Genomic DNA, 15913 nt, shown 5'->3' with positions numbered 1-15913 from the left:
CTGCGAAAGCTTAGTGGGCGATCGCAGGGGGCGGCGGGGGTAGCCATTTCATTATTTGATCTCCGGCGTACACAAAATCCATGTTCACTGGAGACCCCATGTGGGAGCGAGCCTGCTCGCGATGGCATCAGCACAGACACCATCACATCAACCGAGCACCACCTCACACATCGGATTTCTGGCGTACACAAAACCCATGCTCACTGGAGACCCCATGTGGGAGCGGGCTTGCTCGCGAAGGCGCTAGTCGCAACACCCAAAACCTCAAGCCCACCACTAACTGAGCACCACCACCCCACCCGGCAATTCAGTGCATTTGGCCCCATACGCATCGCGAATCAACAACGCCACCCCCGCCAGTTGATCCAGGCTGAAACGGGCCTGAACCTTGCGCTTGCCTAACTCGCTGTTGAGCAGCAGCAACATACCGGGGCGGTAACGGTTGATCTCGTCGATCACCGTCGACAGCGTAGCGTCGTTGAACACCAGTACTTGCTGGCGCCAGGCAATCACCGCCGAGGTGTCGACCGCTTGCGGCGTGCCGACTCGCTGGGCGTCATAGGTCAGTTGCTGGCCTGATTCCAGGCGAATGCCGCGCCCCTGCACATCGACCTGCAACGCGCCGTCCAGACAGGTAACGCATACGCTCTGATCGGTATTGCGCAGATTGAACCGCGCCTGACTCGCACTCAACCACCCTGCCCCGGCCTGAACCTTGAGCGGCGCCTGAGCACGGGTCAGGACTTCGACTTCGCCGCTGACCAGTTCGAAATTGCGCTCGCCATCGGCACTGTCACGGCGATTGATCCGCGTCTGGGTGTTGAGCTCCAGGCTCACGCCGTCCGCCAGATCGACCCGCCGCTGCTCGCCGACTTCAGTGATGTAGTCAGCGCCCAGCCCGGAAAAACCGCCCGGCACGGTGCCACGAATCAGCAAGAACGCCGCGGACGCCGCGATGGCGCCGCCAAGAAACGCCCGACGGCCCAGATGCCGCGGCGCCTGCAAACCTTCGGCGGCGGGTTGCAACTGCTGCCACAACAGCTTGCTTTGCTCGAATGCACGGGCGTGTTCGGGGCTTTGCGCGCACCACTGGCGCAAGGCACGAGCATCGGCGACGGTCGCCCGGCCCGAGGTCAAAAGGATCAACCAGTCCTGGGCTTCGCTTTGCAGCCGGTCCTGGGGTGTCGCCTCAGGGAATGACATACGGAAGATGTTCAAGCGCGGGGGTACTCACGGATTAATCTGGACTCTTCTATCAAGACGGTTTTCCCGCGCCGGGACCGAACCGCTGAATGACTTTTCTTTCCAGGCGCGCGGCGCAATGGCCCAACGCAGCTTTGATTTCCTTCTCGACCATCCGTGTCGAAATGCCGAAACGCTGGGAGATTTCCAGGTGCGGCGCCTCTTCCAGGCGCGCGGCGATAAAGATCTTGCGCCGACGCGCCGGCAATTCGTACAGCGCTTTGAGCAGCGACTGAATTTCCTTCTGACCGCCCACCACCCGCGCCGGGTCGAGCGCTTCGTCGGACACCTGCAACAGCTCCTCCACCTCACTGCCGGTCAGCAACCGGGCGTCCGACTGGCGCCGGTCGGCAGCAATGTTCAGGGCCATGCGGTAGAGGTAGGCATTGGGTTGTGCGATGTTCGGCGGGGCTTCCATGCGGTCGACCCGCAGGTAGGTTTCGTGCAGGACGTCGTTGACCAGATCCTCCGAACCCAGGCGCCTGCGCAAGCGCACCTTGAAATCGTCATAGGACGTCAGGAACAACCTGACCATCGAACTTTGCCCGGTGTCTTTCATCCCCCGGAAACTCCTTCCCATTGTGTGCATTCCATGCGTTTTCCTGACGATTGCGGTAACAAAAGCAGCGTGACCGGCTGGCCAAGAGAGCTGGGCGCCGGGCGTTCTATTCTGAGGTTGCGTAAACTTTCCACCAGCGCCGAGTCGCGCTGGATGTCACCTGTGGAACTGACCAGGCGGCTGTACTGCACCACACCGTCACGACCGATCCACAGTTGCAACAACGCCCGAAAACTGCCCGGCCGGGTCAAAGGCGAGCGGCACAAACGACGTTCGAGCGCCGTTTGAATCGCCGTCGCATAACTGCCGCCCGCAAGTGGCGCATTGTTTGCGACTGTGCCTGACACCTCGGCGACCTGCGCCACCTGCAAGGTGAACGCATCCGCTCGGGCATACCGCGCCATCAGCCCGCTGCCACTGAGCATCAGACTCAACGCATCGGTAGCATTCAAGTGTCCTTTCACGGCGACCGAACGACGACCGCGGGTCAGCTGGCGATCCACCAGAACGGCCATGCCGGTGGAGCGACTGAACCGTTCAAGCGCGCTGGCCAATGCCTGGGCCGGGATGTCCAGTTCCAGCGGTGTGCGCGGATCGACGGGACCTGCGGACACTGCCGATGACATCAACCAAAACAGCAACGCCAGGCAAGCCTGGCGAACGTGAGTCATTAAAACCTGGCGCCCGTCCCTGGCTCTGCCTCGCTGCACGGCTGACGTACCCCTGAAAACCGTCATCCTGAGGGCTGTATATGAATCTGATGTGACGGCCGGTGCAAAAAAACCATCACGCGCCGTTAAAGCGCTTTGCTCTAGACTCACGCTCCAGAGCGGCCCCTTTGTGGCCGGCCAGGAGGCCTTCAATGAAACATCTATCGAGCCTTGCAGCGGGCGTGTTGCTGATGACCGGGCTGTCGCTGACCCAGGCTGAACAACCGCTGGGTTGCGTCGAAGTGACGGTCGGTGGCTACAAGGCGCCGGACTACAACTGCCTCAGCCAGCAGATGGGCAACAACCCCGAGGGGGCTGCCGCTGCGCAGAAAAATCAGCAGGCGATGAACGTACCGATCAACAAACGGCCGCCCCATCAGTTGGGCCTGGCCACACCGGCCGCCACCAGCACGCGCATGGGCAATACCTTTGGCACATCAGTGAAACCGCAGCGACCGGCGCCGGCGACCGGGACTTCGCCGCTGCTCAATGGCAGGTGATCGGTCACTGCATGGCAGGTGAGATCTTCAAGCCTGCCTGCATCTGTGGCGAGGGGGCTTGCCCTAAATGCCAGTCAGTTAAGCTGTAGAACCTGTGGGAGCGGGCTTGCTCGCGAAGACGGCGGCACAGTCAACATTGATGTCGCCTGACACAATGCCTTCGCGAGCAAGCCCGCTCCCACATGGATTGCGGTGAGCCCCCCTCGCCATAGGTGAGACTCCTCATTGATCAATCACTAGGCATTTGCCGAAAGCTCACCGCCAGGCGATTCCAGCTGTTGATGGTGCTGACCGCCATTGTCAGGTCGACCAGTTCGCCTTCGCTGAATTGCTCCCGGGCCTGAGCGTAAACGTCGTCCGGCACTCGGCTTTCCGAGAGCAGGGTCACCGCTTCGGTCCAGGCCAGGGCCGCCCGCTCCCGAGGGTTGAAGAAGTTGCTGTCGCGCCAGACCACGATCCCATACAGCCGGCGATCGCTCTCGCCGAAGCGGCGCGCGTCCACCGAGTGCATGTCGGTGCAGAAAGCGCAGCCATTGAGCTGCGAGGCGCGGATTTTGATCAGGTTCAACAAGGCCGGTTCAATGCTCAGATCGCGGGTCAAGGCCTCCAGGGCAATCATGGCTTTCATCGCTTTGGGGGATGCGCTGTAGTAATCCAGACGGGCGTTCATGGGGCGACCTCATGGATCGAATCAGTGCCTCCACACTAGCCGCCGACGCCCCCGTGTTACAGACCCAATTCAGCGAAAAAGCCATGGACCGCCCGGCAGCAGGCCAATCGCAGGTTTTTCGCCCACGCAACTTCTGCACAGCCGTTCATGCGGGTAATCTGGCGCGACGCACAGTCGCCTCAACCGCCCCAGGAGCCCCGCCGGTATGGAACTTCATGTTGTCATCAACGGCCGCAAGGACCTGGCAGGCCAGTTGTACCGGCAACTGCGCGACGCCATCGAGTCCGGCCGCCTGACAGCCGGGACTCAGCTGCCGCCCAGCCGCTTGCTGGCCGAACAACTGGGGATTTCGCGCAAGACCATTTCCGACACGTATACGCAATTGACCTATGAAAACTTCCTCACCGGGGTGATCGGCAAAGGCACTTACGTCAATGCCCGGCCGGCAAAAATCGTCCGCAAGCAGAGCCATTCCGAGCTGGCGAGCTTTGAGGTCATCGAACGCTGGCGCAGCCTGCCGACATTCTTGCGCCACCCGACGCTGGAAGGCTCGCTGCGTTACGAGTTCATCGGTGGCGCCACCAGCAAGGGCCAGTTTCCGCAGGACGATTGGCGCCGCTGCACCTCCCATGCCTTGCGCCAGATTGCCGGTTCCAAAGGTTTCTATAGCCTGCCCGAAGGCCTGCCGGCGCTGCGCAATGCGATCGCACGGCACATAGCATTTTCCCGCGGGGTCAATTGTCAGGACGAAGACGTGGTGGTGTGCAACGGCGCACAGCAGGCGCTGGACCTGATTTCCCGAGTGCTGACCCAACCGGGCGGCCTCGTTGCCATGGAAGATCCCGGCTACCCGCCAGCGCGCCTGTTGTTCGGGAGCCATGGCGCAACGGTGGTCGGCGTGCCGGTGGATGAGCAAGGCATCCAGGTCGAGCACATTCCCGACGGTACCCGGCTGATTTACGTCACCCCGTCCCACCAGTTCCCTTTGGGCATGCCCATGAGCCAGCCCCGCCGCGAAGCCCTGCTCGCAAGGGCATACGAGCTGGGGGCGATCATCATCGAAGACGATTACGACAGCGAATTCCGCTACGAAGGCCGGCCCACTGACTCTTTGCAAAGCCTGGATCAGCGCGGCATCGTCGCCTACGTCGGCACGTTCTCGAAGACCTTGTTGCCGGAGCTGAGGCTCGGGTACGCGATTTTGCCGCCAGCGATTCTCGAAGCGGTGATCCGCGCCAAGCAGCTCACCGACCTGCACACCTCTACCCTGCCCCAATGGGCCCTCGCCAAGTTCATCGCCGAAGGCTGTCTGCTCAAGCACATCCGGCGCTGCCACACGATTTACGCCGGGCGCCGTGAACGGATCCTGGCGCGCATGGCGGGCGACCTTTCGCCGTGGTTTGAAGCGGTGCCGACCACGGCCGGGTTCCACATGGCGGCGCTGTGCAAGGTCCCGGTCGATATTCCATTGGTGATCGAATTGGCAAAAAAAGTCGAAGTGGGGCTCTATGCCCTGGACGACTTTTTTTACCAGCAAGCGCCGCGGGCCGGGCTTTTCCTGGGGTTCGGCGCGATCGAAACCCTGGACATCGACATCGCCCTGGACCGGCTAAGGGACATTTTGCAGCAGCTCGGCTGAGGGATTGGTCTGCGGCTTTATCCGGTGATTGGCTATTGGCGGTCTGGGGGTGCAGGCCTATCCTGATTGGGCGTTATCCCTCAATGAGCAGGATTCGTCCGGCCTGATTCAGGAGTGTGAGCAATGTCCAACGAAGTGATCAACACCGTAAAGGTGCAGGCCGCCACCGGCCGCTCGGATGAGCTGGGTAAGCAACTGCAAAAGATTGTCGAAACCCTGCGCGAACTTCCGGGCTGCGATTCCTATATGGTCGACCGCTGCCCCGAGGACGACACCCGCTGGACGGTCAGCGCCCGCTGGCAATCGGAAGCGGCCATGCACGCGCATTTCAACTGCCCCGAAGTGCAAGGCTTTATCGGCCTGATCGACAGCCGACTGGCCAATGCCGTCGACTTCAACAGCTTTCCGATCGTCTGACAAACACCTGTGGCGAGGGAGCTTGCTCCCGCTCGTCTGCGCAGCAGACGTAATCCGGCGAACGCAGTCTGCCTGATCCTGCGCGCCCACCGGTTTTGGGGCCGCTTCGCAACCCAGCGGGAGCAAGCTCCCTCGCCACAGTTCATCACCCTTTAGCCCTGCGCACTCTGTGATTGGTCCCCTCACCTTCCCGAAAATTGGCCGTTTGATTGCCCGATAGCGCGGCTTACTGTGGTCGCTGACGACTCACCACCTCAGGTAATCAACCATGAAAACACTTCGTTTTTTTGCCGCTCCTCTCGCCGCCCTGACGCTGAGTGTTTCAGCCCCGGTATTCGCCCACGACACCGCTCCCCCTTCAGAAAAAGTCACCGTTCTGCAGGACCAGATGCTGAAAAACGCACCCGGCAAAAAAGCCTTGATGATCGAAGTCGATTACCAACCGGGCCAATCGTCCATCGCCCATAAACACCAGGGCACGGCCATGGCCTATGTGCTTTCGGGGGAGATCATTTCGCAAGTCAAAGGTGAAAAAGCGATTACCTACAAGGCCGGTGAGTTCTGGTACGAACCGGCCGGGTCGGAACATCTGGTCTCGAAAAACGCCAGCGCCACCCAACCCGCCAAGCTGTTGGTGTTCATGGTGTTGGCCCCGGATGAGAAAGTGTTGATTCCTTTGGAGAACTGATCGCGGAGGTGATGCTGATGGCCTCTTCGCGAGCAAGCCCGCTCCCACATTTGAACGTGGGTGTATGTGGAATATGTGCACAACAGAAATCTACTGTGGGAGCGGGCTTGCTCGCGAAAGAGCCCGACCAGACACCACAAAACCTTCAGACAAAAAAAAACCCCATCTCTTTCGAGACGGGGCTTTTTCATTCAACGCCTATCAGGCAGCCGGCTCCAGCTCGGCACTGGCAGTTGTGGTGGCAGTGGCAGGCACCACCGCTTGACCGCTCAACGCCAAGTCCAGCAGTTCACGGTTGGCCACCGCGTACATGGCGTAGTCAGTGCCGCTGGCGGCACGGATTTCCACCAGCATCGCGCGCCAGCGTTCGATCATGCCTTCGTGCTCTTCCATCCACAGCGCCAAGCGTGTTTCCACGTCCTGGGTGCCATCGCCCTGTTGCAGGACGGAGATGGTGATCGCACGTTGTTGCCAGTCGACATCGTCGCGGAACGCTTCACGGGCCAGGGCCTGCCAGTTGTTTTCAACTGGCAGGGCGCTGATCTGCTGCAAGTACCAGGTGATGTCCAGCGCGCTGCCCACGGCGAAGTAGGCCTTGGCCACATCCGCAGGATTCTGCCCGGTCACGTCGGAGGCCTCGATGATCGGCAGCAGCGTGTACAGGTGCGAGGTGCCAGCCACCATGCGCGCGAGCAACTCCGGCACACCGGCTTCGACGTACGCCTCATAGCGGGCCTGCCAGTTCTCGTGGATCTCGCCGCTCAGCAGTTCGTCGAGCTTGAGACCCAATTCCTTCAGATGCGGACCGAAGTGCGCGACGTCACGGGCAGCATTCTGCTCGTTGCGGCGGGCACGCAGGAACCAGCGCGTAGCGCGGCGGCCCAGACGCATCAGCTCATCCATCAGCTCCAGTTGAACGTCGGCCGAAACCTGGTAGTCCAGGGCTTCGATCTGACGGAACCAGTGCGGGAGGTGGAAGATGTCACGCACGATCACATAAGCACCGGCCACGTTCGCCGGGCTCATGCCGGTCGACTCTTTGAGTCGTTGAACGAAGGTGATGCCCATGTGGTTCACCAGATCGTTGGCGATCTGGGTGCTGACGATTTCACGCTTCAGACGGTGACGGCGCATGGCAGCGGAGAACTTGCTCACCAGCGACGGCGGGAAAGCGGTTTCCATGTCGCGCGTCAGGTAATCGTCATCCGGTACCAAGGAGTTGAGCAGCGCTTCCTTGAGGTCGATCTTGCTGTAGGAGATCAGCACCGACAGCTCGGCACGGGTCAGGCCATGGCCCGCCGCGACGCGCTCGTTGATCGCCTCTTCAGCCGGCAGGAACTCGATGGCGCGATCCAGCTTGCCGCGGCCTTCCAGATCGTTCATCAGACGCTTGTATTCGGCAATCCGCGGCAAGGCACGACGTGCCGCCAGGGACAGGGCCTGAGTCTGCTTATAGTTGTTGCCAAGCACCAGGTTACCGACTTCGTCGGTCATGCTCGCCAGCAACTGGTTACGTTGCTTGTCGGTCATGTCACCTGCGTGTACCACTTCGTTCAGCAGGATCTTGATATTCACTTCGTGGTCGGAGCAGTCCACACCACCGGCGTTGTCGATGAAGTCGGTGTTGGAACCGCCGCCATTGAGGCCGAATTCGACACGACCCAGTTGAGTCATACCGAGGTTACCGCCCTCGCCCACGACTTTGCAGCGCAGTTCGTTGCCGTTCACGCGCAGTGCATCGTTGGCCTTGTCGCCGACATCGGCGTGGCTTTCGGAGCTGGCTTTCACGTACGTACCGATACCGCCGTTCCACAACAGATCCACCGGTGCCTTGAGCAAGGCATTCAGCAGTTCGGTCGGGGTCAGCTTGTCCGCCTGAATGTCGAAACGCTCTTTCATCTGCGGGGAAATCGCGATGCTTTTTGCGCTGCGCGAGAAGATCCCGCCGCCTTCGGACATGATGCTGGTGTCGTAGTCCGACCAGGCCGAACGCGGCAAGTCGAACAGACGCTGACGCTCGGCGAAGCTGTTGGCAGGCGCAGGATTCGGGTCAATGAAGATGTGCAGGTGGTTGAACGCTGCGACCAGTTGCAGCTTGTCGGACATCAGCAAGCCGTTACCGAACACGTCACCGGCCATGTCGCCGACGCCCACCACAGTGATGCTGTCTTCCTGAACATTGATGCCGCGTTCACGGAAGTGGCGCTGTACGCCAACCCACGCGCCCTTGGCGGTAATGCCCATTTTCTTGTGGTCGTAACCGGCCGAGCCGCCAGAAGCGAACGCGTCACCCAGCCAGAAGCCGTAGTCGATGGCGATGCCGTTGGCGATGTCGGAGAAGGTCGCAGTGCCCTTGTCCGCCGCTACTACCAGGTACGGGTCATCGTCGTCATGACGCACGACGTTGGCCGGCGGTACCAGTACGCCGTCTTTCAGGTTGTCGGTGATGTCCAACAGGCCCGAGATGAAGATGCGGTAGCAGGCGATGCCCTCGGCCGCGATCTCGTCACGGCTGCCGCCCAGTGGCAGGCGACGCGGCAGGAAGCCGCCCTTCGCACCCACGGGTACGATGACCGAGTTCTTCACTTGCTGGGCTTTTACCAGGCCCAGGACTTCGGTGCGGAAGTCTTCTTCACGGTCGGACCAGCGCAGGCCACCGCGAGCAACGTTGCCGAAGCGCAGGTGCACGCCTTCAACGCGAGGCGAATAAACGAAGATTTCGAACTTCGGAACCGGCTTCGGCAGCTCTGGAATCTGGTGCGGGTTGAACTTGAAGCTGAAGTAGGACTTGTTCTGACCGTTGGCGTCGGTCTGGTAGAAGTTGGTCCGCAGGGTCGCTTTGATCAGGTCCAGGTAACGACGCAGGATGCGGTCTTCGTTCAGCACCTGAACATCGTCCAGTGCCGCCAGAATCGCGTGTTCCAGACGTTGCTGCTTGTCTTCCAGATCGTCAGTACCGAGCTTGCGCGCCAGGTAGAAACGGGTCTTGAACAACCGGGTCAACTCGCGAGCGATGTCGGTGTGGTTGTTCAGGGTGCTGGCGATGTAACCCAGGTCGAAGCCCAGGCGAATCTGCTTCATGTAACGCGCGTAGGCACGCAGCAGCGCCACATCGCGCCATGGCAGACCGGCGGTCAGCACCAGGCGGTTGAATGCATCGTTCTCGGCATCGCCACGCACGATGTGGACGAAGGCGTCCTGCAAGGTGTCGTTGAGTTGCTGGATGTCGAGTTCCAGGCCTTCGGCGGCAGTGAACGCGAAGTCGTGAATCCAGAATTCGCGGCCATTGTTGTGACGCAGGCGATACGGGAATTCACCCAACACGCGCAGGCCAAGGTTTTCCAGAATCGGCAACACGTCGGACAACGCCAGCGGCGTATCGGCGTGATACAGCTTGCAGTGCAGCATGCGCTGACCGGAGACCTGAGCCAGCGGCTGATAGAAGCTCATGACCAGCGGATTTTTTTCGTTCAGGCTCAGCAGGTGCTGCATGTCGACCACAGCCGAGTGGGCGGCGAAACGCTCGCGGTAACCGGCCGGGAAGCCTTTCGGGAAGTCGGCCAGCACGTTGGTGCCGCTGGCCTCGCCGAAACTTTCAACCGTCAGGCTCGCGTAGTCGTCCTGCCAGCTGCGGCAGGCCTGTACCACTTCTTTTTCCAGCAGCAGCGGATCGATGTCCAGACGATTCTTCGGATCGACCCGCAGAATCAGTTGCACACGGGCCAGCACGGACTCGGAGAAGAAAGTCCAGAACTCGCAGTCCGAGGCTTTCAGACGATCCATCAGCACTTGCTGGATCTTCTGGCGCACTTCGGTGGAATAGATGTCGCGCGGCACGTAGGCCAGGCAGTAGCAGAAACGGCCGTACGGGTCTTTGCGCAGGAACACGCGGATCTTGTTGCGTTCCTGGATCTGCACGATCGACATCACGGTGGCGAACAGTTCGTCCACCGGGGTCTGGAACAAGTCGTCGCGCGGCAACACTTCAAGCACCTGGGCCAGTTCCTTGCCCAAGTGAGCCTTGGCCTGGAAGCCCGAACGCTGTTCGATGATCTCGACCTTGCGACGGATGTAAGGAATGACCCGCACGCTTTCGCCATACACCGAGGAGGTGTACAGGCCCATGAAGCGGCATTCTTTAACGACTTTGCCATCGGCATCGATCTGGCGAATCGACACGTAATCCGGGTAAGCCGGACGGTGGACACGGCTTGGGTGTGCAGCCTTGGCGAACGACAGCGGGGTCGGTTCACGCAGGTAGTTGACGGCGTAGTCTTCGATGCGCAGATCATCGACGGTCAGGCCGGCGCGCAGCAGTTTGGTCAGGCCAAGGAACGAGTTCTGGTCATATTCGATGTGACCGCCGTTCTGATCTTCGCCCACCACGAATTCTTCGTAGCCCAGGAAGGTGAAGTGGTTGCCCACCAGCCATTCCAGGAAGCTCTTGATTTCGGACTTTTCGTCGGCGTTGATGATGAACCGGCTGTTGTCGATGCCTTCGATCAGCTCCTGGACCTTGGCTTTCATCGGTTCGAAATCGGCGACCGCGACGCGGACTTCACCGAGAACCTGCTCCAGCTCTTTGGTCAGGACGTTCAGTTCGGCCGTGTTGGCGCAACGGTCGATTTCCAGGTACATCAGCGATTCTTGCAGAATGCCTTCGCCCTGGGTGCCTTTCGGCAAGATTTCCAGCAGCTCACCCTTGCTGCCGCGACGCACGCTCAGCACAGTGGTTTGCAGGGTATGAATGCTGTAGCCGCGGCGGTTCAGCTCGGTACGCACCGAGTCCACCAGGAACGGCAGATCGTGGTGCAGCACTTCGACCGCGGTGTGGGTCGACTGCCAGCCGTGGCGTTCGTAATCGGGGTTGTAGACGCGCACTTGCGGATGCGCGTGATCGAAGCGCTCAAGCAGGCGCCACGCAGAAAGGGTGCAGCCGGCGAGGTCGGACAACCGACGCTGGGTCAGCTCGTCCAGGGAAATGATGCCGAAGAATTGTTCGGCGAACAGCGCCACTTGTGGCAGTGCCTGTTCACTGATGTGCTGCGCCAGTGCCGCTTGCAGTTGGTGCTGGAAGTCGGCTTTGCTGGCTGCGGTGAAGAACGCCATCTGTGGTACTCCGCTTGGGCTTGTTATTGATGGAAGCGTCGCGTGCAAACCCCTTTCGGGGCAATCCGTCACCCTGTTCCTGATTCTCGGGCAGAGGAAACAGGATGACAGGTGGGTGAAGCTGGACGAGACACTCAGGTCACATTCACCTTCCATTGAATGGGCATCTGCAAAAACGACTGCGCGACATATAGCGCAATGCCTTTACGGGTGCTCATCCGTAGCGCAGCTTAACGAGTGCGGCAAGGGCCGTGCTTGCAGCGCTGCGACATATTCGGTCATCGGCACGTAACTCGCGGCACGTGCCTTGAACAACACTAGCAGCCGTGTAGCAAAACGGGCGCTTTATGCCCGGTTTTACGGTACATGCGTGCCAAAAATGACCAGTAACACCCAGAATGTTCACGACACATCTTCTGACACTCAGCCGAGCAGAAATTCCCCGGGGCTGGCAGAATTGCTTTTTGTTACGTTCACCACGCTCGCCGAGCCAGGATTTTCCCATGCAAATGACAACTGACCTCTTGATCGTCAACCCGTGCGACGAAGAAGAAGACAACTTGGCCATGCTCTGCTGCACCAGCGCCGAGGGTGAAATGTTCCTGATGAGCCGCTTTCCGGACGAGGATGAGCTGGAGATCATCTTCCACGACAAGCCTTCGGCCCTCAACGGTGTGAAAGTCACCCTCAGCCCTGACCGCCTGCTGATCGAAATCGCCGCCGCGGACGTCGATGTGCTCGATGGTGAAGATTCGCTGGAAATCCTGCACAGCACCGATGCGGCGGACCTGGATGAAGTGGAAGAAACGCTGCAAAACATTCTCAAGGGGACGGGTACTTACATTAGCGAACTCTGATGGTGGCTGAACGGGCTCCTTCGCGGGCAAGCCTCGCTCCAGGTTTTGAGTCGGACACCCTATCGCGGCAGCCTTTGTACTGTAGGAGCGAGGCTTGCCCGCGAAGGCGTACGAAAGAACAGGCTATTCCTACGCGCTCTACAAACTTCCAACTAATCCCCCCATCCATTCCCGCACTTTGCACAAATGCTTACCCCCTACCCGCGAAGGTTTAAAGAATGGACATTTACAAAAAACAACTGGATTGCTTGCAACACAATGCAACGCAACGCAACGCAACGCAACGCAACGCAAGAAAATGACTATCAAACACCTGCACCAAGACCGCCAATGTAGACGAACAATATCTCACCCTCTAATACCAATAGCCAGTTCACTCAATGTTTTGTCGGGCTCATAACTAACAGAATGAACGGGCTTACTTAACGACTTATCCTTATTAACGCCAAAGTAATAACCCCGCCTTCTAACCTCACCAATTTTTAACTTTTTAAAAACTGGAGCAAAATTGGGGACTCTAACAACTCCTCTGTAACCCTTTACGGGAAGCCCCGTCAAATTCGAAAGCGATTGAGCGAAGGTAGGCCCTGCCGCTTGGGATTGCCAGTTACCAGCCGAGTTACACATCACCATGCGTAGGCTGTCATACCCATCAAAGGATACGCCTGATTTCATAGCTCTATCATAAAACTGCTTGGCATCAAGGTTCGCGCCATTACCGAACTGCACTCTCCCGTCTCCGGTTCCATGAGCTACAAAATTTAGCCTACGTCCTTTATTGGTTTCATCTACAAAGGAAATCACCCCCTTAGAAATCCTCGTTACATTGGATACAGGTTTCACGGGCATTCCTACAGATGCATATGGATTTTCCATTCCAACTAAAACCCTAGGAAAAACAAAAGGAAAACGAAAACTCAAACGAAAAGGAAAATGCCCTGAAGGGTCGCTCTGATTTATAGGATCACCAAGACAGTAGGTATATGCGTTCAATCCACCCTTATCAAACGGACTCAAACTATCAGGACTGTTAAATCGCATCAGCACCGGATTAAACGCCCGATAGCCATTGCCCAATAAATAATGCCCGGTCATCGGGTCCGGCCGTTGACCATTGAAACCCAACATACTGCTCAACCCGTTTTCCCGGGGACGATAACCATAGGGAGAGTAAGCGATGGCGTTCGGACTTTCCCCTTGGGTCACGTTTAGCACAGAACGCTGCAGGTCTGTGGCCAACAACGTGCTTTCAAGCCGACCGCTGACTAGCATCCGTTGCGCCAACAGCTGAACGCCGTGCTGGACGATTGAATGCCGTTCTACGCCTTGTAACTCCGTAACCAAATGGCTTTCACAGTAAAAGCGTTGAGAGCCGAGCCTGTCAGGCTCCCTATGAACGCTCAGTCGGTCCAGTGCATCGTATTGATAACGAGCGAGCAGTGTTTTCAGCTTGTTGAGCACGGGAAACTACTCCAATCAGCAAGACCAGGGAGGCTTGATTATCGAAGTGTTTCCAAGAGCCAGCTACTAGCAGAACTGTTAGGTGTTCAATACCTGATCAGGCCATGCCCGCCTGCCACAGCGATCAGGTTGAAATGTTCCTGATGAGCCCCTATCCGGACGAGGATGAGCTGGACTCTGGATGGTGAACCTTCGACGCTGAGCCCCACCCTGCTGCTGATCGAAATAGCTGCAGGGGATGCCGATGCGTTGAATGGTGATGATTCGCTGGAAATCATTCACAACACTAATGCGGGGGATTTGGCGGAGGTGGAAGAAACGTTGCGCAATACCCCGCGCTTGCGTTGGACGAGGTCCCTGTGAGCCGCCGCAGGCTGGGATCTTTTGGTTTTCGCCCTACCCAAGATACTTTTGAAACGCCGAATCCGAAAAAAACAACAAATCTCGCGCACCTCTTAAACACGTCAAACCATTGAAACAGAAACAATAAAGTAAAAAAAGCAACATAAACGCCAATTCCCACATCTTCATCCTACGTACCGACAAGACCTCACCCACATTCTCACCAGACCTTTCGGCTATCCGACCAGTAAACTCGCTGCTATTAATAAATCACTTGCGAAAAGAATATCGCAAGTGCGGTACTTACTTACGAGTACCGCTCAATCAATACAAGGAGTTAATATCATGGGTAAAAAGCGCACTGAGATAGGCCCTTGGGATGGCCTGCTACAGGTGAAAAGCACATCAAACGGCTTTTTGGCAACTGAAGCAATCTTTTTTGCCTCGCTAGCTAACTGACACTCGTTGAGACAGCACCTGTAAATAATGCCGAAAGGGCGCCCTTTCGGCATTCTAGAATCCTATGAGGCTCTATATGTCAGAACGTGAATTCTGCGCTTCCGCAGCATTGTTGAAAATTGAGAAAATCATCCACTCATTAGACTTGAAGGCCGTTACACGACATATCGATAGCGAAAAGCTTGTAGCTACCGCCGAACTATTTGACAACAATAATAACCTAATCGAATCTGGCGCAGGAAAAGGCCCCGAATCGCTCATCGGAGCACTAGCAGAAAGCATCGAACACTTCAGTACTTTTCAACAAAATACAAATAACCTGAGCATTCAGCGCTGCGATTTTATCACCAATCAAAAAGGGGCGGAATGCGACGGCTTTCTAATAGGCCTACCCTGTACAACTGAGTCAATCGAAGTCTTCAGACTCACAACATTTGATAAAGAAAAAACGCTTTTTGTGCCACGCATCCTTCTTTGCCCCAAGCTGGAGGGTAACTTGTGGCAATGTGCGAACATGCAATTTCTGTCTCGCTACTCCTCCAATTCCGGGATCGCATTTGGTTGCACCAAAGCCGAGGCACTGCTGCACGGAACTAACGAAGTGATCGAAAGACATATCCTGTCTAGTTTTTTTATGGCGATCTGTGGACTCGGCCCGACCATGAAACTTTATGCTCCCTCTAAAGCGCTCCTCGACAAAGCGCTACAAAGCAACCCTTACGCTTTGGCGCTGGCTGAAAAGCTGCAAATCATTATCATAAAGGATGTGTTGAACGTATATTTTTCTGTGGCATTCCCGAAATCCGGCCCTGGAGACCTCCATATCTCCCCTGTCGGTTCTGGCTGTTCGCTAGACATTTGCATTGCTGTTCAAAGAGCAATCACTGAACAATTTCAAGTCAACGCACTTTATGACGACTCACAAGAGGTGACCGATAGAAAAACACATGATTTCCTGGCAAGCTCAAACACACTTAAATCTCTTATAGATTTCGAACCTGTAAAAAATCTAAGCCTTCCCATACTCGATCTGCCATTGGCAAATTTTAGGAGCGTGCCATTGCAACTGACAACACTTGAGAAAAATTTATTCACTACTGGCAAAACTATTTATCACCGAGTTGTAGCCAAGTACGGCGACCATGGCATTGTTTGTCAGTCGTATATTCCCGGCCTCGAGCGTTTCAACATCATAAGAAATGGTTGCCTTGTTGCCCCACAGAGAATACTTAATCAAAAAGCAGGCTAAAAATATCAATA

At 57.4% G+C, this 15913-nt stretch carries 12 protein-coding genes and 1 pseudogene; 7 read left to right on the top strand and 6 right to left on the bottom strand.

Annotated elements, in window-relative coordinates; genetic code table 11:
* Positions 1-276: 276 nt before the first annotated feature.
* The 3 genes from IC37_RS16605 to IC37_RS16595 are packed head-to-tail and all read right to left on the bottom strand — an operon-like array spanning position 277 to position 2472.
* Complete coding sequence (locus tag IC37_RS16605) at positions 277-1218, bottom strand: FecR family protein (protein ID WP_030130477.1); 942 nt, start codon at positions 1216-1218, stop codon at positions 277-279.
* A gap of 37 nt (positions 1219-1255) precedes the next feature.
* Positions 1256-1801, bottom strand: a complete 546-nt coding sequence (locus tag IC37_RS16600; RefSeq protein ID WP_030130478.1) for an RNA polymerase sigma factor — start codon at positions 1799-1801, stop codon at positions 1256-1258.
* The gene (locus IC37_RS16595; RefSeq protein WP_030130479.1) at positions 1798-2472 is read right to left on the bottom strand and encodes an STN domain-containing protein; all 675 of its coding nucleotides are present in this window, start codon (positions 2470-2472) and stop codon (positions 1798-1800) included. Before IC37_RS16595 ends, IC37_RS16600 begins: the two co-directional genes overlap by 4 nt.
* A 191-nt stretch (positions 2473-2663) precedes the next feature.
* Between IC37_RS16595 and IC37_RS16590 the strand changes: the two genes are divergently transcribed.
* The gene (locus IC37_RS16590; protein WP_030130480.1) at positions 2664-3011 is read left to right on the top strand and encodes a hypothetical protein; all 348 of its coding nucleotides are present in this window, start codon (positions 2664-2666) and stop codon (positions 3009-3011) included.
* Between the two features lie 229 nt (positions 3012-3240).
* On the opposite strand, the gene IC37_RS16585 is transcribed toward IC37_RS16590, so the two are convergent.
* Positions 3241-3681, bottom strand: a complete 441-nt coding sequence (locus tag IC37_RS16585; RefSeq protein WP_030130481.1) for a carboxymuconolactone decarboxylase family protein — start codon at positions 3679-3681, stop codon at positions 3241-3243.
* A gap of 205 nt (positions 3682-3886) precedes the next feature.
* Here IC37_RS16585 and IC37_RS16580 point away from each other — a divergent pair, with 205 nt between their 5' ends.
* The 3 genes from IC37_RS16580 to IC37_RS16570 all read left to right on the top strand — a co-directional run bounded on the left by IC37_RS16580 (position 3887) and on the right by IC37_RS16570 (position 6425).
* Positions 3887-5320: a PLP-dependent aminotransferase family protein gene (locus IC37_RS16580; RefSeq protein ID WP_030130482.1), complete on the top strand. Its 1434-nt coding sequence runs from the start codon at positions 3887-3889 to the stop codon at positions 5318-5320.
* A gap of 123 nt (positions 5321-5443) precedes the next feature.
* Complete coding sequence (locus tag IC37_RS16575) at positions 5444-5737, top strand: antibiotic biosynthesis monooxygenase family protein (RefSeq protein WP_030130483.1); 294 nt, start codon at positions 5444-5446, stop codon at positions 5735-5737.
* A gap of 268 nt (positions 5738-6005) precedes the next feature.
* Positions 6006-6425 (top strand): cupin domain-containing protein, encoded by a 420-nt coding sequence (locus tag IC37_RS16570; protein WP_030130484.1) that lies wholly within the window; start codon positions 6006-6008, stop codon positions 6423-6425.
* A gap of 201 nt (positions 6426-6626) precedes the next feature.
* Here the strand turns inward: IC37_RS16570 and IC37_RS16565 are convergent, their stop codons facing one another.
* Positions 6627-11534 (bottom strand): NAD-glutamate dehydrogenase, encoded by a 4908-nt coding sequence (locus IC37_RS16565; protein WP_030130485.1) that lies wholly within the window; start codon positions 11532-11534, stop codon positions 6627-6629.
* 503 nt (positions 11535-12037) lie between these two features.
* Between IC37_RS16565 and IC37_RS16560 the strand changes: the two genes are divergently transcribed.
* Positions 12038-12391 carry a hypothetical protein gene (locus IC37_RS16560; protein ID WP_030130486.1) on the top strand — a complete coding sequence of 118 codons (354 nt, stop codon included), beginning with the start codon at positions 12038-12040 and terminating at the stop codon, positions 12389-12391.
* Positions 12392-12739: 348 nt separating this feature from the next.
* Here the strand turns inward: IC37_RS16560 and IC37_RS16555 are convergent, their stop codons facing one another.
* Positions 12740-13852 carry an RHS repeat-associated core domain-containing protein gene (locus IC37_RS16555; RefSeq protein ID WP_081729343.1) on the bottom strand — a complete coding sequence of 371 codons (1113 nt, stop codon included), beginning with the start codon at positions 13850-13852 and terminating at the stop codon, positions 12740-12742.
* 89 nt (positions 13853-13941) lie between these two features.
* Between IC37_RS16555 and IC37_RS16550 the strand changes: the two are divergent.
* Both IC37_RS16550 and IC37_RS16545 read left to right on the top strand, forming a co-directional pair.
* A pseudogene (locus IC37_RS16550) lies at positions 13942-14215 on the top strand (hypothetical protein).
* Positions 14216-14729: 514 nt separating this feature from the next.
* Entirely contained in the window at positions 14730-15902 is a 1173-nt protein-coding gene (locus IC37_RS16545) for a YcaO-like family protein (RefSeq protein WP_081729344.1), read from the top strand.
* Positions 15903-15913 lie beyond the last annotated feature (11 nt).

The sequence above is a fragment of the Pseudomonas sp. QTF5 genome (assembly GCF_000512695.2).
Classification (GTDB): domain Bacteria; phylum Pseudomonadota; class Gammaproteobacteria; order Pseudomonadales; family Pseudomonadaceae; genus Aquipseudomonas.
The sequence above is the reverse complement of the archived record's forward strand: the minus strand, read 5'-3'. Positions and strand labels throughout refer to the sequence as shown.